The sequence below is a fragment of the Xanthomonas sp. NCPPB 2586 genome (genome assembly GCF_041475775.2).
GTDB classification, from domain to species: Bacteria; Pseudomonadota; Gammaproteobacteria; order Xanthomonadales; family Xanthomonadaceae; genus Xanthomonas; species Xanthomonas campestris.
The window spans coordinates 4,300,486-4,324,003 of record NZ_CM192981.1 but is presented as its reverse complement, the minus strand read 5'-3'; the positions used below and the strand labels follow the sequence as shown (position 1 = coordinate 4,324,003).

At 65.7% G+C, this 23,518-nt stretch carries 21 protein-coding genes; 8 read left to right on the top strand and 13 right to left on the bottom strand.

Annotated elements, in window-relative coordinates:
* Positions 1–747: 747 nt before the first annotated feature.
* A protein-coding gene (locus ACCQ09_RS18970) for an IS5 family transposase (protein WP_100097398.1) occupies positions 748–1,546 on the top strand; the annotation gives its coding sequence in 2 pieces (ribosomal slippage) (positions 748–1,019 and positions 1,018–1,546; 801 coding nt in all).
* Between the two features lie 109 nt (positions 1,547–1,655).
* On the opposite strand, the gene ACCQ09_RS18965 is transcribed toward ACCQ09_RS18970, so the two are convergent.
* The 5 genes from ACCQ09_RS18965 to ACCQ09_RS18945 form a co-directional block, all read right to left on the bottom strand.
* Positions 1,656–3,761 carry a M13 family metallopeptidase gene (locus tag ACCQ09_RS18965; RefSeq protein ID WP_228428451.1) on the bottom strand — a complete coding sequence of 702 codons (2,106 nt, stop codon included), beginning with the start codon at positions 3,759–3,761 and terminating at the stop codon, positions 1,656–1,658.
* A gap of 111 nt (positions 3,762–3,872) precedes the next feature.
* A complete protein-coding gene (locus ACCQ09_RS18960; protein WP_011038753.1) occupies positions 3,873–4,568 on the bottom strand; it encodes a glycosyltransferase in 696 nt (231 codons plus the stop codon).
* A gap of 104 nt (positions 4,569–4,672) precedes the next feature.
* The gene (locus ACCQ09_RS18955; RefSeq protein WP_011038752.1) at positions 4,673–5,668 is read right to left on the bottom strand and encodes an aldo/keto reductase; all 996 of its coding nucleotides are present in this window, start codon (positions 5,666–5,668) and stop codon (positions 4,673–4,675) included.
* Between the two features lie 517 nt (positions 5,669–6,185).
* Positions 6,186–6,755, bottom strand: coding sequence for a flavodoxin family protein (locus tag ACCQ09_RS18950; protein ID WP_011270027.1), 570 nt, complete (start codon positions 6,753–6,755; stop codon positions 6,186–6,188).
* Between the two features lie 53 nt (positions 6,756–6,808).
* Positions 6,809–7,744, bottom strand: coding sequence for a LysR family transcriptional regulator (locus tag ACCQ09_RS18945; protein WP_011038750.1), 936 nt, complete (start codon positions 7,742–7,744; stop codon positions 6,809–6,811).
* Positions 7,745–7,865: 121 nt separating this feature from the next.
* Between ACCQ09_RS18945 and ACCQ09_RS18940 the strand changes: the two genes are divergently transcribed.
* The 3 genes from ACCQ09_RS18940 (at position 7,866) to ACCQ09_RS18930 (ending at position 12,118) form a co-directional block, all read left to right on the top strand.
* Positions 7,866–8,684 (top strand): DODA-type extradiol aromatic ring-opening family dioxygenase, encoded by an 819-nt coding sequence (locus tag ACCQ09_RS18940; RefSeq protein WP_011038749.1) that lies wholly within the window; start codon positions 7,866–7,868, stop codon positions 8,682–8,684.
* Between the two features lie 241 nt (positions 8,685–8,925).
* Positions 8,926–10,170 (top strand): putative DNA modification/repair radical SAM protein, encoded by a 1,245-nt coding sequence (locus ACCQ09_RS18935; protein ID WP_011038748.1) that lies wholly within the window; start codon positions 8,926–8,928, stop codon positions 10,168–10,170.
* Between the two features lie 529 nt (positions 10,171–10,699).
* Positions 10,700–12,118 (top strand): UdgX family uracil-DNA binding protein, encoded by a 1,419-nt coding sequence (locus tag ACCQ09_RS18930; RefSeq protein ID WP_040941877.1) that lies wholly within the window; start codon positions 10,700–10,702, stop codon positions 12,116–12,118.
* A gap of 356 nt (positions 12,119–12,474) precedes the next feature.
* Here ACCQ09_RS18930 and ACCQ09_RS18925 read toward each other — a convergent pair whose 3' ends face one another.
* On the bottom strand, positions 12,475–13,032 hold the full coding sequence (locus ACCQ09_RS18925) for a fasciclin domain-containing protein (RefSeq protein ID WP_040941876.1): 558 nt from the start codon (positions 13,030–13,032) through the stop codon (positions 12,475–12,477).
* Between the two features lie 80 nt (positions 13,033–13,112).
* On the bottom strand, positions 13,113–13,565 hold the full coding sequence (locus ACCQ09_RS18920; protein ID WP_040941875.1) for a YciI family protein: 453 nt from the start codon (positions 13,563–13,565) through the stop codon (positions 13,113–13,115).
* Between the two features lie 160 nt (positions 13,566–13,725).
* Between ACCQ09_RS18920 and ACCQ09_RS18915 the strand changes: the two genes are divergently transcribed.
* From ACCQ09_RS18915 to ACCQ09_RS18905, 3 genes are all read left to right on the top strand, one after another.
* Positions 13,726–15,363, top strand: coding sequence for a Na+/H+ antiporter (locus ACCQ09_RS18915; protein WP_011038744.1), 1,638 nt, complete (start codon positions 13,726–13,728; stop codon positions 15,361–15,363).
* Between the two features lie 404 nt (positions 15,364–15,767).
* On the top strand, positions 15,768–16,712 hold the full coding sequence (locus tag ACCQ09_RS18910) for an ABC transporter ATP-binding protein (RefSeq protein WP_012439346.1): 945 nt from the start codon (positions 15,768–15,770) through the stop codon (positions 16,710–16,712).
* On the top strand, positions 16,709–17,470 hold the full coding sequence (locus tag ACCQ09_RS18905) for an ABC transporter permease (protein WP_040941874.1): 762 nt from the start codon (positions 16,709–16,711) through the stop codon (positions 17,468–17,470). The genes ACCQ09_RS18910 and ACCQ09_RS18905 overlap by 4 nt, the downstream gene beginning before the upstream one ends.
* A gap of 650 nt (positions 17,471–18,120) precedes the next feature.
* Here the strand turns inward: ACCQ09_RS18905 and ACCQ09_RS18900 are convergent.
* Entirely contained in the window at positions 18,121–18,387 is a 267-nt protein-coding gene (locus ACCQ09_RS18900; RefSeq protein WP_040941873.1) for a DUF3297 family protein, read from the bottom strand.
* 166 nt (positions 18,388–18,553) lie between these two features.
* On the opposite strand from ACCQ09_RS18900, the gene ACCQ09_RS18895 reads away from it, so the two are divergent.
* Positions 18,554–19,102 carry a DUF6630 family protein gene (locus tag ACCQ09_RS18895; protein WP_040941872.1) on the top strand — a complete coding sequence of 183 codons (549 nt, stop codon included), beginning with the start codon at positions 18,554–18,556 and terminating at the stop codon, positions 19,100–19,102.
* A 758-nt stretch (positions 19,103–19,860) separates the two neighbouring features.
* Here ACCQ09_RS18895 and ACCQ09_RS18890 read toward each other — a convergent pair.
* The 5 genes from ACCQ09_RS18890 to ACCQ09_RS18870 form a co-directional block, all read right to left on the bottom strand.
* A complete protein-coding gene (locus ACCQ09_RS18890; protein ID WP_014506481.1) occupies positions 19,861–20,145 on the bottom strand; it encodes a DUF4031 domain-containing protein in 285 nt (94 codons plus the stop codon).
* Between the two features lie 9 nt (positions 20,146–20,154).
* A complete protein-coding gene (locus ACCQ09_RS18885; RefSeq protein WP_080640165.1) occupies positions 20,155–20,889 on the bottom strand; it encodes a hypothetical protein in 735 nt (244 codons plus the stop codon).
* 21 nt (positions 20,890–20,910) lie between these two features.
* Positions 20,911–22,092, bottom strand: a complete 1,182-nt coding sequence (gene motB, locus ACCQ09_RS18880) for a flagellar motor protein MotB (RefSeq protein WP_011038737.1) — start codon at positions 22,090–22,092, stop codon at positions 20,911–20,913.
* Positions 22,093–22,101: 9 nt separating this feature from the next.
* Positions 22,102–22,956, bottom strand: coding sequence for a flagellar motor stator protein MotA (gene motA, locus ACCQ09_RS18875; protein ID WP_011038736.1), 855 nt, complete (start codon positions 22,954–22,956; stop codon positions 22,102–22,104).
* 110 nt (positions 22,957–23,066) lie between these two features.
* A complete protein-coding gene (locus ACCQ09_RS18870) occupies positions 23,067–23,510 on the bottom strand; it encodes an MliC family protein (protein WP_040941870.1) in 444 nt (147 codons plus the stop codon).
* Positions 23,511–23,518: the final 8 nt, after the last annotated feature.

The following is a 23,518-nucleotide window of genomic DNA, read 5'->3' as shown; positions in this document are numbered from 1 at the left end:
CGCGATGGGCCTTACCGATCAAGCGCCGCCGGTTCACTCATGTGCAGGCACCGGGCAAGCACTGCGCAGGCCTGCAAGGCTGCTTGCCGCGATGGCGTACGCACGCCTTGCTACGTCAGCTTACAAGCCCTTGACTTCGCCGTGCGTCGCAATCGCAGCGGCATTGCGAACAATCTGCTATTGCACGGCATCACGGTACGCAGGCTTTGCAGTTGCAGCGGAGTGGCTGCGCGGGTGTTCTCAACGGTTTAGGCGTTCTCGGTAACGCCCATCGCGCGCGAGCGCGCTCCTACGGGTGAGGCGCGCTGGCGACGTCTGGCGGTGAAAGCGTGAGGTGGCGCTGCGTAAGCAGGCTTTGCAGTTGCAGCGTAGTAGCTGCGCGGGTGTTCTCAACGGTTTAGGCGTTCTCGATAACGCCGCATCGCGCGCGAGCGCGCTCCTACATGTAAGGCGCGCTGGCGACGTCTGGCGGTGAAAGCGTGCGGTAGGGCGGCGTGAATGACGGTAAGCAGGCTTTGCAGTTGCGGCGCAGTTTGTTCTCAACTGCTTACGCGTTGTCGGTAACGCCCATCGCGCGCGAGCGCGCTCCTACGGGTGGGGCGCGCTGGTGAAGTCTGGCGGTGAGAGCCTACGATGGGTTGGCGCGCATGGCATCACGGTAAGCATGCCGCGCAGACGCTGTGTGATGTTTGCGCTTGTGTCTAAGAACCTGTTCACGATCTTTCCTGATCAGTGCAGACTATGCGGATGCGCCAAAAGACCTATCCAAGTGACATGAGCCGGGAGCAGTTCGAACACGTGCTGCCGATCCTGGAACAAGCGCGTAAGCGCACCAAGCCACGCCGTGTGGATGTGTATGAGGTGTGGTGCGCAGTGTTGTACTTGCTGCGAACCGGTTGCCAATGGCGAGCGCTACCCAGCGACTTTCCAAAGTGGCGGACCGTGCACTCGTACTTTGCCAAGTGGAGCGAGTGCAACGATGAGGGAGTGAGCCTGCTGGAGCAGGCACTTAAAAAATCAGGTTGGCGTGGTCCGCGCCAGACAGGAGCGCAACGCTTGCACCAGGTTCTTGATCGTGGACGCGCAGAGCGTAAAGAACACGGACACAGCAGGGCAAAAGGGATATGACGCGGGCAAGAAGGTGTCGGGCATCAAGCGGCATATCGCTGTTGATACTCAGGGATTGCCCCATGCAATCGCGGTGACGACGGCGGAGGTGACCGACCGCAAAGGTGCGCTGCAGGCGTTGGAGCGCTGCCAGTCAAATTTGACGCATGTACAAAGCTTACTGTGCGACAGCGGTTACACCGGCGTACGGTTTGCCGACGGCGTGCGAGAGATTTTAGGCGAGCAGCTCACGGTGCAGATTGCCAAGCGCAGCGAACTGCACACCTTCAAGGTCATGCCCAAGCGATGGATCGTCGAGCGTAGTTTTGCTTGGCTGGAGAAGAACCGAAGGCTATGGAAGAACTGCGAGCGCAAACTCAACACCAGCCTGCAGTTCATCCATTTGGCCTTCTTGGCACTATTACTCAGAAGATCGTGAACAGGTTCTAACGGCCCACGCGTTCTGACGCGTTCTCGGTAAGGCTCCATCGCGCGCGAGCGCGCTCCTACGGGTGTGTCGGTTGGCGCTGCGTGCGGGCGCAACGCGCTTACCAGATTCTGACGCGCTGCTCCGGCGCCAGATACAGCTGCTGGCCCTGGGTCACTTCGAAGGCCGGGTACCAGGCGTCGAGGTTGCGCACGGTCTGCGCGCGGAAGCGCCCGGGTGCGTGCACGTCGGTGAGCACTGCGTTGCGCAGTGCCTCGTCGCGGTACTTGCCGCGCCAGGCCTGTGCAAAGCCCAGGAAGAAGCGCTGGTCTGGTGTGAACCCGTCCAGTGTCTGCGGTTGCCTGCCCTGCAACGACAGCTGATACGCGTCGTAGGCGGTGGCCAGGCCGGCCACGTCGGCGATGTTCTCGCCCAGGGTGAGCTTGCCGTTGACCGACAGATCCTCGAATGGTTTGTAGCTGCCGAACTGTGCGGCCAGCGCGTCGCTGGCGGTCTCGAACTTCTTCAGGTCCTGCGGCGTCCACCAGTTGTGCAGCTCGCCATGTTCATCGAACAGCGCGCCCATATTGTCGAAGCTGTGGCTGATTTCATGGCCGATCACCGCGCCGATCGCGCCGTAATTCACCGCATCGTCGGCGGCCGGGTCGAAGAACGGCGGCTGCAGGATCGCGGCCGGGAAGATCAGGCGGTTTTCCAGCGGCACATTCAGCGCGTTGACCTCCTGCGGCAGCATGTACCACTCGCCGTGATCCACCGGCTTGCCCAGCTTGGCCAGGTTGCGGCGGTACTCGAACAGCTCGGCACGTTCGACATTGCCCACCGCATCATCGCGCCGTACCTCGAGCGCGCTGTAGTCGCGCCAGGTGTCCGGGTAGCCCACGGCCACGGTGAGCCCGGCGATCTTGGCCTTGGCGTGCTGCTTGGTCTGCGGGCTCATCCACGCCAGCGCGTCGATGCGCTTGCCGAAGGCGGCAATGATGTTCTTGGCCATCGCTTCGGCGCGCGTCTTGGTCTGCGCACTGACGTATTTCTGCACGTAGCGCTTGCCCACCGCTTCGCCTAACGCGGCATTGGTGGCGTCGATGCCACGCTTCCAGCGCTGGCGCTGCTGTGGGGTGCCTTCCAGGGTGGTGCCATAGAAGCCGAAGCGCGCGTCGGCAAACGGCTTGGACAGGTACGGCGCAGCGCGGTCGAGCGCGCGGAAGCTCAGGTAGTCCTTCCAGGTCTGCAGCGGCTGCGACTGCACCAGCCCCGACAGTCCGGTCACCGCCTGCGGCTGCCAGACGATGAAGTCGCGCTGTGCCTTCAAGCCTGCGGCTTCGAAAAATGCGCCCCAGTCCAGGCCGGGTGCCTTGCGCGCGAAGTCGGCCTGGGCCCAGGCATTGGCGCCGTCCTGCACGTTGTTGGTTTGCTCGGCACTGGCATGCACGCGTGCGATGGCGGTTTCCAGCGCCAGGATGCGCTCGGCCTTGGGCGCGGCATCGGCAATGCCGGCAAGTTCGAGCACGTTGACGATGTAGGCGCGGTACGCCTCGCGCATCTGCGCCATGCGCCCGCCATCCAGATAGAAGCTGCGCTCGGGCATGCCCAGGCCGCCTTGCACCAGGTACGGCACATACCGCTGCGGATGATGCAGGTCTTGCGACACCCAGAGGCCGAACAGGCGGTCGGTGTAGAAATCGGTGGAATTGAGCAGGTCCACATCGGCGCGCAATTGACCGCCAAGGGTGCGCGCCAAGGCTTGCTTGTCCTCGAGTTGCGCGATGGCATCCAAGGCCGGTTGCACCGGGCTCACGCCCTTGGCCTCGATGCCGGCCTCGTCCATGTAGGCGGCGTAGTAGTCGCCAATCTGCTTGTCTTCGCCGGTGACGCGGTCGTTGGCGGCGTCGCCTTCGATGATGTCGCGGCTGTGCTGCTCGGTCTTCACGGTGATGCTGGTGAAGCTGTTGAAGCTGGAGCGGTCTTCCGGAATCTGCGTGGTCTTGACCCAGGTGCCGTTGGCGTAGTCGAAGAAGTCGTCGCCCGGCGCCACGCTGCGGTCCATGCCGGCCACATCGAAACCGAAGTCGCCCAGTTGCGGAGTGCTGGGCGCCGCCTTGCTGGCATTGTTCGCCGCCGAGGTGCCGCCATCGTGGTGGCAGGCGGTAGTGACCAGCAGCGTGGCCATGGTGGCGGCGATCAGGACAGGGCGGTGCAAAGAGACCATGCGGTGCAACTCGAAACCGGAACAGACTTCGCAGTGTAGGTCTCTGGCGCAGTCGCGTCCTGGCTCTGGCGGGTGGTTCGCGTGAGGACGGGTCTTGCGGACACGCCTGGTTCAGCGCCGCCGTTGATACCAGAAGCCCAGCGCGTCGCGGGTCTGCAACATGCGCCGCCCGCGCCACAGGAACCGCAACAGCAAGCCCACATGCTCGCGCTTGGAAAAACTGCGCAGCTTGCGATCGGAGGTGTGCACGGTCTGGCGCAGGATCACAAAACGCCCGCAGCGCGCCAGGCTGCGGCTGAGCGCGACATCTTCGCCGGCGTAGTAGCGCGTATCGAAGCCGCCGGCGCTGGCGAATGCCGCGCGGGTACAGAACAAAAAGCAGCCTGGCGCAATGCCGCTGAGCCGGAAGATCCAGCCGAACACGGCCTGGGCCATGCGCTCCACCCACACGCGCTTGCCATGCAGATGCACGCGCGCGCCACCGCCCACCGCACCGGCATCCAGTGCCGCAAGCGCGGCGGCCATCACCTGCGGATTCACCTGGGTATCGGCATCCAGAAACAGCAGGCGATCACCTTGGGCGGCCTGGGCGCCGGCATTGCGGGTGGCGGCGATATGCCGCAACTCCACCTCGATCACGCTAGCGCCGTTGGCACGCGCGATCGCCGCGGTGTCGTCGCTGCAGGCATCGGCCACCACGATGGCTTCGTAGTCCAGTTGCATGGCCTGCGCGCAGGCATGCAGGCACTGCAGCGTCTGCCCGATCAACGCGGCCTCGTCATGGGCGGGAATCACGCAGGAGAGCATTGCAGTTGCACTCGGTGGCCTAAGGACCCGCGCAGTGTGCAGGGGATGCGCGGGCCATGGCGTGAGCTGACGCGTCCGCAGCGCCTGCGGACGCGTGGTGTGGCTCAGCGGTTGACCGCGCCCATCATCGCTTCGGGATAGCGGGTGCCTGCCGCTGCCTGGGGCGGAAAGATGGCATCGATGCGGGCGAGCTCGTCCGGCATCAGCGCCACGTCCAGTGCGGCGATGTTTTCTTCCAGATAGGCCAACCGCTTGGTGCCCGGGATCGGCACCAGGTCCTGGCCCTGCGCCAGCACCCAGGCCAATGCCAGCTGCCCGGGCGTGACGCCCTTGTCGGTCGCGATCGCCTTGACCTGTTCCACCAGCTGCAGATTGCGGGTGAAGTTCTCGCCCTGGAAACGCGGCGAATGGCGGCGATAGTCGTCGGCATCGAAGTCGTCCGGCGAGGCGAACGCGCCGGTCAGGAAGCCACGCCCCAGCGGCGAATACGGCACGAAGCCGATCCCCAGCTCGCGCACGGTGGCGAACACGCCGTTGTCCTCGGGCTCGCGCGACCACAGCGAATATTCGGTCTGCACGGCGGTGATCGGGTGCACCGCGTGCGCGCGGCGGATGGTGTCGGCCGCGGCTTCGGACAGGCCCAGGAAGCGCACCTTGCCCTGCTCGACCAGGCGCGCCATGGCGCCCACGGTGTCTTCGATCGGCACGTTCGGGTCCACGCGATGCTGGTAGTACAGATCGATGTGCTCCACGCCCAGGCGGCGCAGGCTGGCCTCGCACGCGCTCTGCACATAGGCCGGGCTGCCGTCGATGCCGCGCACGGACGGGTCGTTGGGATCGAGCTTGATGCCGAACTTGGTGGCCAGGAACACTTCATGCCGGCGCGAGGCGATCGCCTTGCCGACCAGCACCTCGTTGGTGTGCGGGCCGTACATGTCGGCGGTATCGAGCAGGCTGATGCCGCGATCGAGTGCGCGGTGGATCACCGCGATCGAGCCGGCCTCGTCGCTGCGATCTCCATAAAAGGCGCTCATGCCCATGCAGCCGAGGCCCAGGGCGGAAACGGTGGGGCCGGAACGGCCAAGCGAGCGGGTGTGCATGGTGGGGGAAACTCCGTGCAGGGTGAGAGGGCGGCAGGATCGCGCGCGGCGTGTTAGTGCGGCGTGGCCCGTTGATCGGGCGTGCCCAACGTGGACATGCGATGCGGGTGTCAATCAGGTGCGTGTGGTGACCGCTGAGCGGCATGCGCGCGCTGCGCCCCTGGTGTTGCGGTTGTGGGGGCGTGAGGTGCGATCAATGCGGCAGAGGTCGAACGGCAGTGTGCGGTGGCGACCTTTCGCGATCGAAATGCGTCAAGTCCGCAACGACCACGACGCAGCAGCGCCGTCGGTCTACAGCGACACCATGCATTTCTCGTTTGCGAGCCGTTGAATGCCGCGGAGCACATCACCTTGCACAACAACTGCAAACGCTCCGCCTGCAGGCCGGCTACCGCGCGACGCGCGACCAATCCGTACCTACAACGTCACAACCTGCGCGCAGCGCCGCAATCAACGCCGCAACGTATTGCGCGCAGGGCCAGGCATGCACACAGCACATGCCTGGCCCTGCACTGGATCAACCCTTGAGCTTGGCGGCGATTTCAGCCACACGCTTGCCGAGCAACCTGGCGGTTTCCAGATCGCCGCTGCGCGGTGCTTCCTCCGGCGATGCGTCCGAGGGCGAGATGGCCAGTGCGCCACCCCAGCCGGCGGTCCAGTTGATGTCCTGCGGGCCGTGCGCCTTGGTGTTGGACGGCGGCAGGCCGGTGCCGACCCAGACCTGGCCATGCTGCTGCGACAGGGTCCAGAAGTACTGGATGGTGGCGTACTTGTCGCCGTTGACCGAGGCCGAGTTGGTGAAGCCGGCGGCGACCTTGTCCTTCCACGCCTGCGTGAACCACGGCTTGGAACTGACATCGGCGAACTTCTTGAACTGCCAGGCCGGCCCGCCCATGTAGGTGGGGCTGCCGTAGATGATGGCATCGGCCGCGCCGATCGCTTCCCAGGCCTCGTCGGGCAGGTTGCCGTCCTGGTCGATGCGGTACAGCGTGGCCTCGCCAACGCTGGCGGCACCGGCGTGCACAGCCTCGGCCTGCTTGACGGTATGGCCGTAGCCACTGAAATAGACGATGGCGATCTTGGTCATGTGCACTCCTGGGTTAAGGGAAGCGCCCATGGAAGCACGCGCCAGCGTGCAGATTAATGACCGCGGGCGGGACGAACTGTTGCCGAGGCCGCCAGGCCCGGGGCTGGGTCTCCGATGTGTTCCACCAGGTAGTCGATGAAGCTGCGCACCTTCGGCGCCAGGTGGCTGCGGCTGGTGTACACCGCATAGATGCCGATGTCGGCCAGGTGGTAGTCGGGCAGGATGCGCACCAGGCGGCCGGCAGCGATGTGCTCGTCGGCGAGGAAATCCGGCTGGATCACCACCCCCTGGCCAGCCACTGCGGCCGCGCTCAGCACGTGGCCGTTGTTGGCGCGCAGGCCACCGCGCAGGCGCACGTCGATATCGCCGTCGGGCCCGTGAAAGCGCACATCGTCGCCGGTGGGCGCGTAGTGATACAGCAGGCATTCGTGGCCGGCCAGGTCGGCCGGATGCTGCGGGGTGCCTGCGCGTGCCAGATAGGCCGGGGCCGCGCAGGGCACCAGTCGCACCGTGCCCAGCTGCCGGGCAATCAGGGTGGGCGCGGGCTGGCGGGTGATGCGCAGCGCGACATCGAAGCCTTCTTCGACCATGTCCACCAGACGGTCGGACAGCGACAGGTCCAGTTCCACCTGCGGGAAACGCGCGCGGAAGCCGGGCAGCAAGGCGGCCAACTGCACGATGCCGAAACTCACCGGCGCGTTGACCCGCAGCAGCCCGGATGGCGCCAGCGCCTGCGCGCCCACCGTGGCTTCCAGGTCGTCCAGGTCGGCCAGCAGCTGCAGGCAGCGCTGGTAATAGGCGGTGCCGGCGCTGGTCAGGCTGACCCGCCGGGTGGTGCGGTTGAGCAGGCGGGTGCCCAGCCGTTGTTCCAGCGCGGCCACCTGCCGGGTGATGTTGGCAGTGGAGCGGTCCAGTGCATCGGCGGCGGCGCTGAAACCGCTGCGCTCGGCTACCGCCACGAACACGCGCATTGCATCCAGGGTATCCATTGGCGGTCGATTGTTGCCGTAGTCGCAATAAATTATCCGAATTGGCGCGGTTTATCCGATTTTTGCACCGCATACCCTGTGCACCTTGGCTGCCATACCGGCGCCGCCCCGGAGTTCGCCCATGTCCGTCCTGCCCTCGCTGTACATCTCGCATGGCTCGCCCATGACCGCGCTGCGGCCGGGCGAGCTGGGGACGCAACTCGCCGCGCTGGCGCAGGGCCTGCCGCGCCCGCGCGCGATCGTGGTGGCCAGCGCGCACTGGTTGGCACGGCGGCCGCTGGTGGGTGCTGCCTCCAAACCCGTCACCATTCACGATTTCGGCGGTTTCCCGCCGCCGTTGTACGAGATCGAGTATCCGGCGCCGGGTGCCCCGGCGTTGGCGCAGCAGGTGACGCGCCTGCTGGAACTGGCCGGCCTGCATCCGCATCAGGACCCGCAGCGCGGCCTGGACCATGGCATCTGGGTGCCGCTGCGCATGCTCTACCCGCAGGCCGACATCCCGGTGGTGCCGCTGTCGATCCAGCCGGAACTGGGCCCGGCTCACCAGTTTGCGGTGGGCCGCGCGCTGGCGCCGCTGCGTGCGGAAGGCGTGCTGGTGATCGGCTCGGGCAGCATCACCCACAACCTGCACGACCTGCATCAGGGCTATAGCGCCGAGCGCGAGGCGCCGTATGTGCGCCCGTTCATCGATTGGACCGAGCGCAGGCTGGCCGACGACGACGTACCCGCGTTGCTCGATTACCGGCGCCAGGCACCGCACGCCGCGCGTGCGCATCCCACCGACGAGCATCTGTTGCCGTTGTACGTGGCGATGGGCGCGGCCGGTGGCGACCGGCTCGGTGCGCAGCGCATCGACGCCGGCATCGATCAGGGCCTGATCGGCATGGATATCTACCGCTTCGATGGTGCGCCGGCGGTGGACCAACCGGTGGCTGCGTAATCGGGCGTGCGGGGGTGCTGTTCATGAGATCGACTCAGTGGTTGGATGGCTGCCGCATGGCCATCGTTACCAAGTGCCGCGCCGCGATGCGTGAGCGGCGGGCTTCACGCAGGGCCGCATCACGGTGATGCCGCATGAGGTGAACAGGCGCGGCGCGCTGCATGGCGCGCCAGCCCTGAAGGGTTCACCGGCTCAGGGCGCCAGTCTCACGGAGTGAGACGCAAACCGGCATGCTGTCTGGGTGAAACTCCTCGACAAGCTCGCTGTCCTCGCCGACGCCGCCAAGTACGACGCGTCCTGCGCCTCCAGTGGCGCCAACAAGCGCAATTCGCTCGGCACCGGGGGCATCGGCAGTACCGAGGGCATGGGCATCTGCCACTCGTACACGCCCGACGGCCGCTGCGTGTCGCTCCTGAAGATCCTGCTCACCAACTTCTGCGTGTTCGATTGCGCGTACTGCGTCAACCGGGTGTCCAGCAACGTGCGCCGCGCGCGCTTCACGCCAGAAGAAGTGGTGACGCTCACGCTGGATTTCTACAAGCGCAATTACATCGAAGGCCTGTTCCTGTCCAGCGGCATCATCCGCAATTCCGACTACACCATGGAGCAGTTGGTGGAAGTGGCACGGCAGTTGCGCGAGGAGCATCACTTCGCCGGTTATATCCACCTCAAGACCATCCCCGATGCGTCGCCGGAATTGCTGGCCGCCGCCGGCCGCTACGCCGATCGTCTGAGCATCAACATCGAATTGCCGACCGAGCAGGGGCTGACCCAGCTGGCGCCTGAAAAGAGCGTGGGCGGCATACGCGCGGCGATGGGCGAGCTGCGCTGGCGCATCGAAGAAAACCAGTTGGAGCGCAAGGCCGAAAAGGTGCGCCGCGCCAAGCCGCCCAGGTTTGCGCCGGCCGGGCAGAGCACGCAGATGATCGTCGGCGCCGACGGTGCCAACGATCGCAGCATCCTGGACACCAGCCACAATCTTTACGGCAATTACCGGATGCGCCGGGTGTATTACTCGGCCTTCAGCCCGATCCCGGATGCCTCCTCCAAGCTGCCGCTGCAGGCACCGCCGCTGCAACGCGAGCATCGGCTGTATCAGGCCGATTGGTTGCTGCGTTTCTACGAATTCAGCGTGGAAGAGATCGCGCCGTCGCAGTCCAGCGGCATGCTGGATCTGGACGTGGACCCGAAGCTGGCCTGGGCGCTGCGCAATCCGGAGCGGTTTCCTGTGGATCTGAATCAGGCGCCGCGCGAAATGTTGTTGCGGGTGCCGGGCCTGGGGACCCGCAACGTGGAGCGGTTGTTATTGTCGCGGCGGCATGCGCGGTTGCGGGTGGGCGATCTGGCGCGGTTGCGGGTGCCGATGAAGAAGCTGCTGCCGTTTGTGAGTGTGCTGGATCATCATCCGCGGCAGCGGTTGGATGATCCGGCGCGGTTGCGGGCGCAGTTGGCGCCTGCGCCGCGGCAGGCAAGCTTGTTCGATTGACGCCTGTGCCTTCTCCCGTCGGCAGAAGGTGCCCGAAGGGCGGATGAGGGTACGGTTGCGCGCGATCATGGATGCTTGTGTCTTGTTCGACTCATCAAGTGCAGAGCTTTCGCGCCTGTCGGCGCGAGTCACTTTTGTTTCGGCAAAAGTCACCACAACCATTTCGCCTGACGCGATCCGGTGCGATACAGCCGCACCGGTGCCCTGTGCTCCTCGCCATACGCGGCACGGCGCCCAAACTCGCTGCGCTCAGACAGGGCGCCTCTTCGGCCACGCATGGCTGCGGTGCGCGGCTCGCTCCAAGGCGACTTGGTGAAGCAAAATCAACTGCGACAAGCAACAAGCAACAAGCAACAAGCGACAAGCAACAAGCAACAAGCAACAAGCGACAAGCGACAAGCGACAAGCAACCAGCCGTATCAGTAGCAGCAATAACCGCAAAAGCCCGCGAAAAAATCGCAACAACGCAACGAGAGTGCCGCCAGTAGAGCGCTGGCGAGATCGGAAATCTTGAGGTCAGGTGCAAGCGATGTTCAGCGCTGAAGTTGAGCCAGGTTGGAGTCTTGATGCGTGGCGTGCGTTGGCGCGGGCCGGGTGGTGTGCGCAGGTAGGGCCGGATGCGGTGGATTGGAATGGGGGCGCGCAGGGTGGGTTGTTGATGGGGCAGGGGGTGCTGGATTTGCCGGCGGTGGTGGCGGGGCCGCGGGTGTCTGCGGAGTTTCTGCAGCTGGCGTCGGCGGTGTTGTGCCATCGCGATGTGCAGCGGCATGCGGTGCTGTACCGGTTGTTGTGGCGGATTGCCTCTGGTGAGCGGGCGTTGCTGGAGCGGGCCACCGATGTGGACGTGCATCGGGTGATGCAGTGGCAGAAGGCAGTGCAGCGCGATTCGCACAAGATGAAGGCCTTTGTGCGCTTCCGGCGCTTACCGGGTGAGGAAGAAGAATTCGTGGCCTGGTTCGAGCCCGAACACTGGATCCTGGACCGGGTGGCGCCGTTCTTTGCGCGGCGGTTTGCCGGGATGCGCTGGGCGATTCTCACGCCGTACCGCAGCGTGCGCTGGGATGGCGAAGCGTTGACGTTTGGCGAGGGCGCGGCGCGCAACCAGGTGCCTGCCGACGATGCGCAGGAAACGCTGTGGCGTACCTACTACGCGCACATCTTCAATCCGGCGCGGCTCAATCCCACCATGATGCGGCAGGAAATGCCGCAGAAATACTGGAAGAACCTGCCCGAGGCCACGCTGCTACCGGAGCTGATCCGCGAGGCGGGCGTGCGTGTGCGCGAGATGGCCGAACGCGCGCCCGAGCCGGTGCGGCGACGGGTGCCGGCAGCGCCTGCGGCGCTACCAGCCGTAGCTGCGCAGAGTCTTGCGCAGCTACGCGTGGCCGTGCGCGATTGCCGGCGCTGCGACCTATGGCAGCCGGCAACACAGACGGTGTTCGGCGAAGGGCCGGACGACGCGGCGGTGATGGTGATCGGCGAGCAGCCGGGCGACGAAGAGGATCTGAGCGGGCGGCCATTTGTGGGCCCGGCCGGGCGCTTGTTCAATCAGGCGCTCGGCGAGCTGGGGATCGATCGGCAGCGTTTCTATGTCACCAATGCGGTGAAGCATTTCCGTTTCGAGCAACGCGGCAAGCGCCGCTTGCATCGCAATCCCGAACGCAGCCATGTGCAGGCGTGCAATGGCTGGTTGCAGGCCGAGCGTGCGCAGCTGCGGCCCGCGCAGATTGTGTGCCTGGGCGCGACGGCGGCGCAGGCGGTATTGGGGCTGGGCTTTCGCTTGATGCAGGAACGCGGGCAATGGCAGCGCCTGGACGATGGCACACCGGTGCTGGCCACGGTGCATCCATCCTGGGTCTTGCGTCAGGGCACGCCGTCGGCGCGCGACGCCGGCTACCGCGGATTTGTCGCGGATCTGGGCCAGCTGTTGCAGGCACCGCCAGCGTAATGGCCGGTGTCGGTGCAAAAAAATGCGCGTGCAAACGCACGCGCACGGTGTCGCGGTTCGAACGACACCAAGGGAACGGCGTGAATACCGGCCGTTCCGTCACCGCCGCTTCGCGGTGATGTCGCAGCCCGCGAGAGCCGCACCTGGAGCGACTGGATCGTCACAACGGTGCCGCATGTCACAGGCCTGCACTGGCGTAGGAGCGCCCCAGCACGCAATCAGGCATCCCAGTGACGCGTCACGCGCGCCGGGGCGCTCCTACATAAAGCAGTGCAACGCGCTCTGAAAAAAACCGCCTGTGCGCGTGATCGATCACCGCAGTCAAGCAGCGGTGATCAGCCGCACAGGCATGCCGATTACGGCATCAGCACTTTGTCGATCACGTGGATCACGCCATTGCTCTGCATGACGTCGGCCGTTGTGACGGTGGCGGTGTTGCCCTTGGTATCGGTCAGGGTGACCTTCTTGCCGTTGAGCTTTGCAGTGAGCGGTTCGCCCTGCACGGTGGTGAGCGTGGCACTACCGCCGCCGGCCTTGATCTTGGCGATCAGCGAGGCGGCGTCCACCTTGCCGGCCACCACGTGGTAGGTCAGCACCTTGGTCAGCGTGGGCTTGGATTCGGGCTTGAGCAGCGTGTCCACGGTGCCAGCCGGCAGTGCGGCAAACGCGGCATTGGTGGGCGCGAACACAGTGAACGGGCCCGGGCCCTTGAGCGTGTCGACCAGGCCGGCTGCCTTCACTGCGGCGACCAGGGTGGTGTGGTCCTTGGAATTGACGGCGTTGTCGACAATGTCCTTGGTGACCAGCATCGGTGCGCCACCCACCATGGGGTTGGAGGCGGCGTAGACCGGCGCAACGGCGCTGGACAGTGCAATGGCGGTGGCAATGGCAAGCGACTGGAGAGACGTCTTCATGGACAGCGATCCTTTGAGTGGACGATCGCCTGGATGGCAACCGTACGCTTCAATACGCCGGCCACTCCGGCGCGGATGCATCACGCCGCGTCGACATTTCCGCTGGCGTTCGGACTCGTGACAGAAACGTTATGCCGCTGCACGCTGAGATCGCCGGCCGGTGCGCCCACCTGTCGCCGCACCGCATGCATGTCGCGGACCGGGCGCACTTCGATACAGCCGGTGGCCGCCCAGGGGAAGGCGGCTGCGATGCGCAACGCCTCGTCCATGTCGGTGGCCTCGATCAGGTTGAAGCCGCCCAGCACTTCCTTGGTTTCGGCAAACGGTCCATCGCTTACGCGGACCGCGCCGTCGCGCACACGCACGCTGCGCGCGGTGGTCGCCGGCTCCAGTTGTTGCGACTGCAGCAGCTGGCCTTGCTGGTGCATGACGTCGGCGTTGGCGAAGCAGTGCCGCATCATGCTGTCGGCCTCTCCATCCGGCAGCGTATCCAGCAAGGTGGCATCCAGATAGACCAGCAACAGAAACTGCATTGGCGCGTCCTCGCAATCGGCTGGTGCCGAGTGTAGCCGGCAGGCCTTGCGCTGCGGCGGTTCCACCCCCGCGCGCAAACGCGGTATGTTCCGTCATCGGTGCCGTGTTGCGGTGCCACATGCCTTGCCGCGCCGCGGCCGATTTTTTTCTGGGTTTTGCATGCATTCGATTGATGTCGTCCTCGCCATGTTGCTGGCGGTCGCGGCCAGCGGTTACCTGATCCGCATCCTGCCGTTCTCGTTGCCCTTGCCGTTGGTCCAGATTGCGCTCGGCGCGGTGGTCTCCGGTGTGTTCGATGCCGGACACGAGCTGGAACCAGAGTTGTTCTTCCTGCTGTTCCTGCCGCCGCTGCTGTTCCTGGATGGCTGGCGCATTCCCAAACAAGGCCTGTTCCGCGACAAGGCGGCAATCCTGGAACTGGCGCTGGGGCTGGTGGTGTTCACCGTGGTCGGAGCGGGCCTGCTGATCCACTGGCTGATTCCGGCGATGCCGCTGGCGGTGGCGTTCGCGCTGGCGGCGATCATCTCGCCGACCGACCCGGTGGCGGTGTCGTCGATCGCCTCCAAGGTGCAGATTCCCAAGCGGCTGATGCACATCCTGGAAGGCGAGTCGCTGCTCAACGATGCCTCCGGCCTGGTCTGTTTCCAGTTTGCGGTGGCTGCCGTGCTCACCGGCACCTTCTCGGTGGCGACCGCATCGCTGACCTTCCTGTGGGTGGCACTGGCCGGCCTGGGTCTGGGCGTGGCGACCACCTTCGGGTTGAGCCGCATCCAGGCCTGGATCTGGCGCCACTTCGGCGAAGAACCCGGTTCGGCGATCCTGGTCAACCTGCTGACGCCGTTCGCCGCCTACCTGCTGGCCGAAGCCTTCCACGCCTCGGGCATCCTGGCGGCCGTAGCCGCCGGCATCACCATGAGCTACGTGGAAATGGCCGGCAACGCGCCGGGCAACATGCGCCTGCAGCGCTCGGCGGTGTGGGACACGGTGCAGTTCACCTTCAACGGCATCATCTTCGTGCTGCTGGGCGAGCAGCTGCCGGGCATCCTGGACGGTGCGGTGCGCAGCGTGCAGGAGGCCGGGCACCTCAATCCATGGTGGCTGGCGGTCTACGTGGCCACCATCAGCGCCAGCCTGATGGCGCTGCGCTTTGTGTGGGTATTCCTGTCGCTGCGTTGGAACCTCTTCAAGGCGCAGCGGCGCGGCGAGGCACATGTGAGCCCGCCGTGGCGGATCGTGGTGGCGGTGTCGCTGGCCGGCGTGCGCGGCGCGATCACCCTGGCCGGCGTGCTCACGCTGCCGCTGGTGCTGGAAGACGGCTCACCGTTCCCGGCCCGGCAGCTGGCGATCTTCCTGGCCGCCTCGGTGATCCTGGTGTCGCTGCTGGTGGCCAGCGTGGCGTTGCCGCGCCTGCTGCGTGGCCTGGAGTTGCCCGAGGAAGAAGACGAGCAGCTGAAGGAAGACCTGGCGGTGAAGGCCGCCTCGCAAGCGGCACTAGAGGCGGTGGAGAAACTGCGCCAGCGGTTGGTGGAAGACAGCGCGCATGCCGAGCGCTACAACGCCGCCGCCAACCAGGTCAGCCAGCGCTACCAGCGCAAGCTGGGCGCAGTGGACATGGCCGAAACCGACCCGGAAGAGGCGGGCGCCTTCGAACAGGCGCTACGCCAGTTCCGCCATGCCGCGCTGGTGGCCGAGCGCAACGAACTGTTCAAACTCGCCCGCCGCCGCGAGATCTCCGACGACCTGTCGCGCCGGCTGGTGCGCAATCTGGATCTGATCGAGTCGCGGAAGCGGGCGTGAGCGCGCCTGCGGTGCGCGGGAATTGGGAATCGGGAGTGGGGAATCGTAAGGGCCAAAGCGGCTCCGGCGGCGTAGGAGCGCGCTCGCGCGCGATGGGGCTCTCCCGGTGATGCCGGTCAATCGAGAATCAAGAATCGGTAAGCGTAAAACCCAGCGCGGCGGTCCGGCTCTGGCTGCGTAGGAGCGCGCTCGCGCGCGATGGAGCCGTCCCGGTGAAACTTCTCCCGCACAGATGTGCGCCTGCATCTCACATCGGCCATTCGCGAAACGCACTCCAACGGCCCCGTTCGCTATGCACAGGCACGCGCTGGCAACGGTCGGGAGACACCATCCCATCTTTACGCCTCCCATCTTCATGGCGCACGGCCTACCCTGTGACGCTGATCGTTCCAGTGCAGAACCCAATGACTCCGATCGTTTCCATCCAGGGACTCAGCAAGACCTACGCCGGGGGATTCCAGGCGCTCAAACGTGTGGATCTGGACATCCAGCGCGGTGAGATCTTTGCATTGCTCGGCCCCAACGGCGCCGGCAAGACCACCTTGATCAGCATCATCTGCGGGCTGGTCAATCCGAGCACCGGCACCGTGCTGGCCGATGGCCATGACATCGTGCGCGACTACCGCGCCGCGCGTGCCAGCATCGGGCTGGTGCCGCAGGAGCTGGCCACCGATGCGTTCGAAACGGTGTGGGCCACGGTGCGCTTCAGCCGCGGCCTGTTCGGCAAGCCGGCCAACCCGCAATATCTGGAATCGGTGCTGCGCCAGCTGTCGTTGTGGGACAAGCGCAACAGCAAGATCTCCACCTTGTCCGGCGGCATGAAGCGGCGCGTGCTGATCGCCAAGGCGCTGGCGCACGAGCCGCGCATCCTGTTCCTGGACGAACCCACCGCCGGCGTGGATGTGGAGCTGCGCCACGACATGTGGCAGATGGTGCGGCGGCTGCGCGAGCAGGGCACCACGGTGATCCTGACCACCCATTACATCGAAGAAGCCGAAGACATGGCCGACCGGGTCGGTGTCATCAACCGCGGCGAGCTGGTGCTGGTGGAAGACAAGCACACGCTGATGCGCAAGCTCGGCAAGAAGCAGCTCAGCTTGAGCCTGCAGGCGCCGCTGCAGGTGATTCCCGCGCCGCTGGCCGACCTGCCGCTGGAGCTGTCCGCCGATGGCAGCAGCCTGATCTACACCTTCGACACCCAGGCCGAGCAGACCGGCATCGGTGCGCTGCTGCGACGGCTCAACGAACAAGGCATCGATTTCAAGGACCTGCATTCCAGCGAGAGTTCGCTGGAAGAGATCTTCGTCAACCTGGTGCATGGCGCACGCAACGCGGAGGTGCGCGCATGAACCTGCATGCGATCGGCGCAATCTACCGCTTCGAAATGGCGCGCGCGTTCCGCACGCTCACCCAGTCGATTGCCTCGCCGGTGTTGTCGACCTCGTTGTACTTCGTGGTGTTCGGCGCGGCGATCGGGTCGCGCATGGACGCTATCGACGGCATCAGCTACGGCGCCTTCATCATCCCCGGCCTGGTGATGCTGTCGCTGCTCAACGAAAGCATCTCCAACGCCTCGTTCGGCATCTACATGCCGCGCTGGGCCGGCACCATCTACGAGGTGCTGTCCGCACCGGTGGCATGGTGGGAGATCGTGATCGGCTATGTGGGCGCGGCAGCGACCAAGTCGGTGATGCTGGGCTTGCTGATCCTGCTGACTGCGCGGCTGTTCGTGCCTTACGAAATCGCGCACCCGGTGTGGATGCTGGGCTTTCTGGTGCTCACCGCGCTGACCTTCAGCCTGTTCGGTTTCATCATCGGCATCTGGGCCGACGGCTTCGAAAAATTGCAGGTGATCCCGTTGATGGTGGTGACGCCGCTGACCTTCCTGGGCGGCAGCTTCTACTCGATCAACATGCTGCCGCCGATCTGGCAGAAGGTCACCTTGTTCAACCCGGTGGTCTACCTGATCAGCGGGTTCCGCTGGAGCTTCTACGGCAAGGCAGACGTGCACATCGCGGTGAGTACCGGCATGACCTTCCTGTTCCTGCTGGTGTGCCTGGGCGTGGTGGCGGCGATCTTCCGCAGTGGGTATCGGCTCAAGGTGTGAGGCGTGAGTGCAGTGGTTTTGTCGGCCGCATTTTGGTGGATGCCGTCGGAAGTCCAGGTCAAACGTCGCAAGTCCGGATCAAACGCTGAGTGGGTCGAGGGCGCGGTGCCCTCGCCACTTACGGGACACGCCGTGAACCCGTCCCTGGGGGCTCGGTGGCGGCATCCATGCCGCCACACGGTCCCGCAAGCGGCGAGGGCACCGCACCAACGTCTGTTGGTTGCTTCGTTGAAAGCCATGCACACCGACCATTGGATGCCGACGGAAGTTCAGGTCAAACGCGTCGGAAGCGCAGATCAAACGCTGAGTGGGTCGAGGGCGCGGTGCCCTCACCGCTCGCGGGACACGCCGTGAACCCGTCCTGGGGGCTCGGTGGCGGCATCCATGCCGCCACACGGTCCCGCAAGCGGCGAGGGCACCGCACCAGAACGTCTGCTGGTTGCTTCGTTGAAAGCCATGCATACCGACCAACTCGACTGGTCCTCGCCCGCTAACCGTCGCGGGACCTGACGCGGCATGGATGCCGTGTAGCGCTGACATGGACGTACGGACAGCATGTCCCGCGATGGTGGGCGGGTGAGCCCCTGCACCTAGTGCGCGGATCAGCTGGCCTGTCGTCGCCTGGCGTGACGTGGTGTTGTCAGCCGCGCTTACTCGGCAGCAGGCTTGGCGTCGCTCTTGGTGTCCAGGTAATAGGCCACCACCTCGCCCTTGACCTTCATGGTCATCGGATTGCCGCGGCGATCGCGCGCCTTGCCGGCCTGTACCTTGATCCAGCCTTCGCTGATCGAATACTCCTCGACGTTGTCGCGCTCGATGCCGTTGAAGCGCACGCCAACACCGCGGCTCAGGGCGTCGGAATCGTGAAACGGGCTGCGTGCATCGATGGCCAGATGATCGGGAGGGGTATCGCTCATGGGAAAGGGCGTCATGACGACCGGGATGACCGTCTTCGGCCGCACAGGATACGGGCCTGCGCGGCGATGACCAGCCCCCTGCAGGCGGCCGCGGGCGGCGTAACGGTTTGCATGGCGCGCGTCAGGCGGCACACTTCACGCTGAATCTTTCTGTGAGACCCCCGCCATGCCCGACAACAGCGCCGATTACGAAGACGACGACGGCCTGCCCGCCGATCTGGAGGAGGCCGATGACGTCGACGATCATCCTGGGCGGGTCTGGAACCTGCTGGTGCTGATCAATCCCGGCGACGAAGAAACCGCGCTGGGCCAGTTCGACGCCTGGCGTGAGGCGCAGGCCGAGGCGGACGACGAAGACGATGCCTGGCTGTGGGCGCTGAAGGACGCCATCGATTGGCGCTCGGGGTTTTACGTCGACTGGAAGGACACCGATTCGTTCATCGCTGCCATCGACGAGCTTAGTTCGCGCTGGAACCTGCGCATCGACTGGGGCGGCGACCTGGATGACGAAGACTTCGCCAACGGCCTGGGCGTGCCCGACCTGATGGCGGTGGCCTTCGACCGCCTGCGCGAGCACGGGTATTCGCTGTGGAACTGGAACACCGGCGGCGACGCCTACGCCGGCTGGATCGCACTCAGCCGTGACGACGACGCGATGCTGGCACTGACCTCGTTGATGGATGTGGAAGTGCGGCTGGGGAATGAGGCGTTCTGAGGGCCGGGATTCGGGAATCGGGAATGGGGATTCGCAGGAGCGGTCCCCGGGGGCTGTTGCAGTGTGGGGCGCTTAGGAATACGCGCTGTGGCAGCGAGTGGAAGCGTGGCCTGGCACTGGGTCATGCAGGCTGTGCAGCGGCGCTAAGCCTTGGGGGCTAGTTGGGTGATGTGGCGAGCATGCCGAGCATCCACGAAGACCGCCACCAACCGCCGCGTAGGAGCGCGCTCGCGCGCGATGAAGCTCTCCCGATAACGCCTCATCGCGCGCAAGCGCGCTCCTACACAAGCGTGATGTCGCTGCGGTCTGGATGGTTGCTGCCCCGATGCGCGTGCGTGCGAGGGCAAGCCTTGCAGTCGAACGCATCCAGGCCGGAAGGCCTGTTTCGTAGGAGCGCGCTCGCGCGCGATGAAGCTCTCCCGGTAACGCCCCATCGCGCGCAAGCGCGCTCCTACACAAGCGTGATGTCATTGCGGTCTGGATGGTTCTGCTCCGACGCGCGTGCGTGCGTGGGCAAGCCTTGCAGTCGAAGGCATCAGGCCGGAAGACCTGCCGCGTAGGAGCGCGCTTGCGCGCGATGAAGCTCTCCCGGTAACGCCTCATCGCGCGCAAGCGCGCTCCTACACAAGCGTGACGTCATTGCGGTCTGGTACTCGGGCATGCAACTGGCGACACCCACCGATCAGGCGCAGTTACCAATCAGGCCGCAGCCACCGCTTTTACGATTCCCGATTCCCAACTCCCCAATCCCCGCCTCCTCAAGGCACCTCCCCCCGGGCCTGCGCGCGCGCATTGGCGATCAGCGCCTTGAGCAGGGCGCGGTCGGTATGGCGGGAGATGGCGATGGCGCCGAGGGCGATCGCCTCGGTGCGTAGCGGGGCGGGCACGTCGTAGTGCGCGCCGCTGAGTTTGTTCTGGAAGGCGCGGCGGGGAATGCCCAGCCGCGCCGCCATTGCATGCAGCTCGTCCAAGGTATCGCCGAGCAGGTGCGCCCAGCGCTGGTCGCGCCACAGGTGCACGGCATCGTCGACGTAGACGGCCACCGGCTGGCCTCAGGCCTTCTTGCTCTTCTTTTTCTTAGCGCCGTCGGTGGCGTCGGCGTCGTCCTGCGCGGTTTCGGCCGCGCTGTCGTCAGCATCGGCGTCCGTGGCATCGGCGTCCGCATCGGCCGCATCAGCGGCGTCATCCGCATCGGCTGCCACTGCATCGCTGTCGCTGTCGCTGTCGTCTTCGCCTTCTTCGCCTTCTTCGCCTTCGCCTTCGCCAGCGTCATCGCCGTCGGCGTTTTCGAACTCGGACACCAGCGTGGTCAGGTATTCCTCGGCGGTCTTGCCTTCTTCGGCGGCCAGGTCGTCGATCATCTGCTGCAGCTGGGTCGAATATTCCAGCGAGATGGTCTTGCCTTCCTTCTCCTGCAGGTTGGCCAGGTGCTTGAGCATGGCCAGCATCGGGACCGGGTTGTCGGCGCTGCCCATGGTCTGGCCGCCGATCGACAGCATCCACTCGCTGCCGCCCTGCAAACCGATCGCGGCGACGACGCGGCCGTCGGCATCCTGCAGCACGGCGTGGTTGGTGACCTGGGGCGCCTGGCCCAGACGGACGATCGGGCGCTTGGGTTGCTGCTTCTTGCGCTTGTCGCGCTTGGCCTTGGAATTGCGGGACATGGTGTTCTCGACGCTGGAAATGGCCGGCCATTCTAGGCGCTTGTGCGCGCCACGGCTCGGACGGGCCCTGTGGTCCGCGCGGGGACGCTCCCGATCAGCGCGCCAGGCGGTGCGAAAGCCCACCCGCCAGCGACGCCTGGCGCGTCAGTTCGGCTGTGCCGACTCGCTGGTGGCCACCCGTGGCGCGGCGATGGCCGCTTCGGCTGCCTTGGCGAGCGCGGCCGCCGAGGCCACCTGCGCGCTGGACGACACCCGCGGCGGCGCTGGCTTGGTGCCGGCCGCAGCAGGCGCAGGCACCGGCGTTGCGGTGCCGGCAGCGGCCGGTGCAGGTGCCATTGTGCTGCTTCCGGCCGCTGCAGGTGTGCCCACCGTGGCGGTCCCGGTGGCGGCAGCGCCGCTCAGGTCCGGCACATGGGTGTCGGCATCGGGAATGGGCTTGCCCAGTGCCACGCCCTGGTCACTGCCGGCCAGGGCCGCCTGCTCGGCGTCCTGGGTCATCACCACGATGCTGATGCGGCGGTTGATCGGGTTCTGCGGGTTGGTCTTGTCGAACAGCACCGACGAGGACAGCCCCACCACGCGGGTCACCTTGGCATCGGCCATGCCACCGCCCACCAGCGCGCGGCGGGCGGCGTTGGCGCGGTCGGCGCTGAGTTCCCAGTTGGTGTAACCGGCATCGCTGCTGTAGGCGGTGGTGTCGGTGTGGCCGGTGATGCTGATGTGGTTGGGCACCTGATTGATGAAGCTGGAGAGCTCGCGCAGGATGTCCACCGTGTACGGCTTGAGCTGGTCGCGGCCGATGTCGAACATCGGGCGGTTCTGCTTGTCCACGATCTGGATACGCAGGCCATCGGGCGTGAGGTCGAGCAGCAGCTGGTCCTTGAACGGCTCCAGCGCCTGGCTCTTGTCGATGGCTTCCTTCAGGTCCTGCATGAGCGCTTCCAGGCGCTTCTTGTCCTTGGCGCGGCTATCCACGTCGGTATCGGCGGCGTTGTCGCGCTTGCGGCCCATTTCGTCCTTCTGCCCCTTGGCCATGTCGGCGGTGCCGCCGAGCTTGATCATCGAGGTGCTGGCGCCGCCGGGCCCGTTCATGCCGGGCGAGGGCGCCGGCGATTTGCCGGACAGCGGGCTGGGATTGCGGAAATATTCGGAGATCGCCGCGCGCTGTTCCTTGGTGGTGGCCGCCATCAGCCACAGCACCAGGAAGAAGGCCATCATCGCGGTCACAAAGTCGGCGAACGCCACCTTCCAGGCGCCGCCATGGTGGCCGCCGCCCTGGACCTTCTTGACCCGTCGGATGATGACGGTGGATTTGCCCTCGGCCATGACCGCGTCCTACTTGATCGTCTTCAGGTGCGTTTCGAAATCACCGAAGCTCGGGCGCACGTTGGAGGGCAGGGTCTTGCGCGCGAATTCCAGCGCAATCTTCGGGTTGTAGCCACGCAGGCAGGCCAGCAGCGCGGTCTTGACCGCTTCATAGATGCGCCCGTCCTGCTCGGCACGCGCTTCCATCGCCGCCGACAACGGCGACACGAAGCCATACGCCAGCAGGATGCCAAGGAAGGTGCCGACCAGCGCGGCGCCGACGTGGTGGCCGATCTCTTCGATCGGCCCGCCAATCGAGCCCATGGTGATCACGATGCCGAGCACGGCCGCCACGATGCCGAAGCCGGGCAGGCCATCGGACACCTTGCTCAGCGCATGCGCCGGTGCCAGGGCTTCGTGGTGATGCTTTTCCAGTTCCAGCTCGAGCAGCGGCTCCAGCTCGTGCGGCTCGATGTTGCTGCCGATCATCAGGCGCAGGCAGTCGGTGATGAAGTCCAGCAGATGGTGATCGGCCAGCACCTTGGGATAGGTGCCGAAGATGGTGCTGTCCTGCGGCTTTTCGACATGGTCTTCCAGGGCCATGAAGCCGTCGCGGCGGGCCTTGTTCAACAACTCGTAGATCAGGCTCAGGGTGTCCTTGTAGTCGTCGGACTTGTACTGCGGGCCCTTGAACACGCCCATGACGCCGGTCAACGTTTCCTTGACGATCTTGCCTGGCGTGCTCACCAGGAACGCGCCCAGTGCCGCGCCACCGATGATCATCAGCTCGTACGGTTGCCACAACGCGCCCAGCTTTCCGTGCGACAGCACATAGCCGCCCAGGACACTGACGATGACGACGATGAAGCCGATGATGATGAGCATGGCGCAGCCGGGAGCAAGCTAGGGTTGCTGTTTGTTTCGGCCCGGGCGGCGGATTCTTGAAGCGCGTGACGTGAAGATGTGCGCTGCGACTGAACGCATCAGCCCCTGCATCAGCCCACGCCACTCGCGTCCGCCTGCGTGCATTTGACGGCCTCGCCGCCCGCCAACGTTAGCGTTGCCTCGCCCGCGTGCGCCCAGAAGGCGTTGCCGTGGATGTCCGCGTAGCGGGCGCCAGTCGGGGCGTCGGCATGCGTGAGCAGTAGGGTGCGGCCGTTCACGTTCAGCTGCACGGCCTGGGTCGCCGCATCCGTATGCACACCCACCATCTGCTCGCCGCAGCGCCACTGCGCAGTGGCCGATGGAGCGAGAGTTGGCGCGGTTGGGGATACGCCCGCCGGGCGGGGCGGCGGGCCGCCGACGCTGGCGTCGGTGATGGCCGGCGTGCTGCGGGCCGCTGGTGAGTCGGCTGCGGCAGGCGGGCGATCGTTGCCGTTGCAGCTTGTCAGGGCCAGGGCGAGCAGGCTGGCCAGGCGTAGCGGGGAAACCGGGTGCATGTGACGCC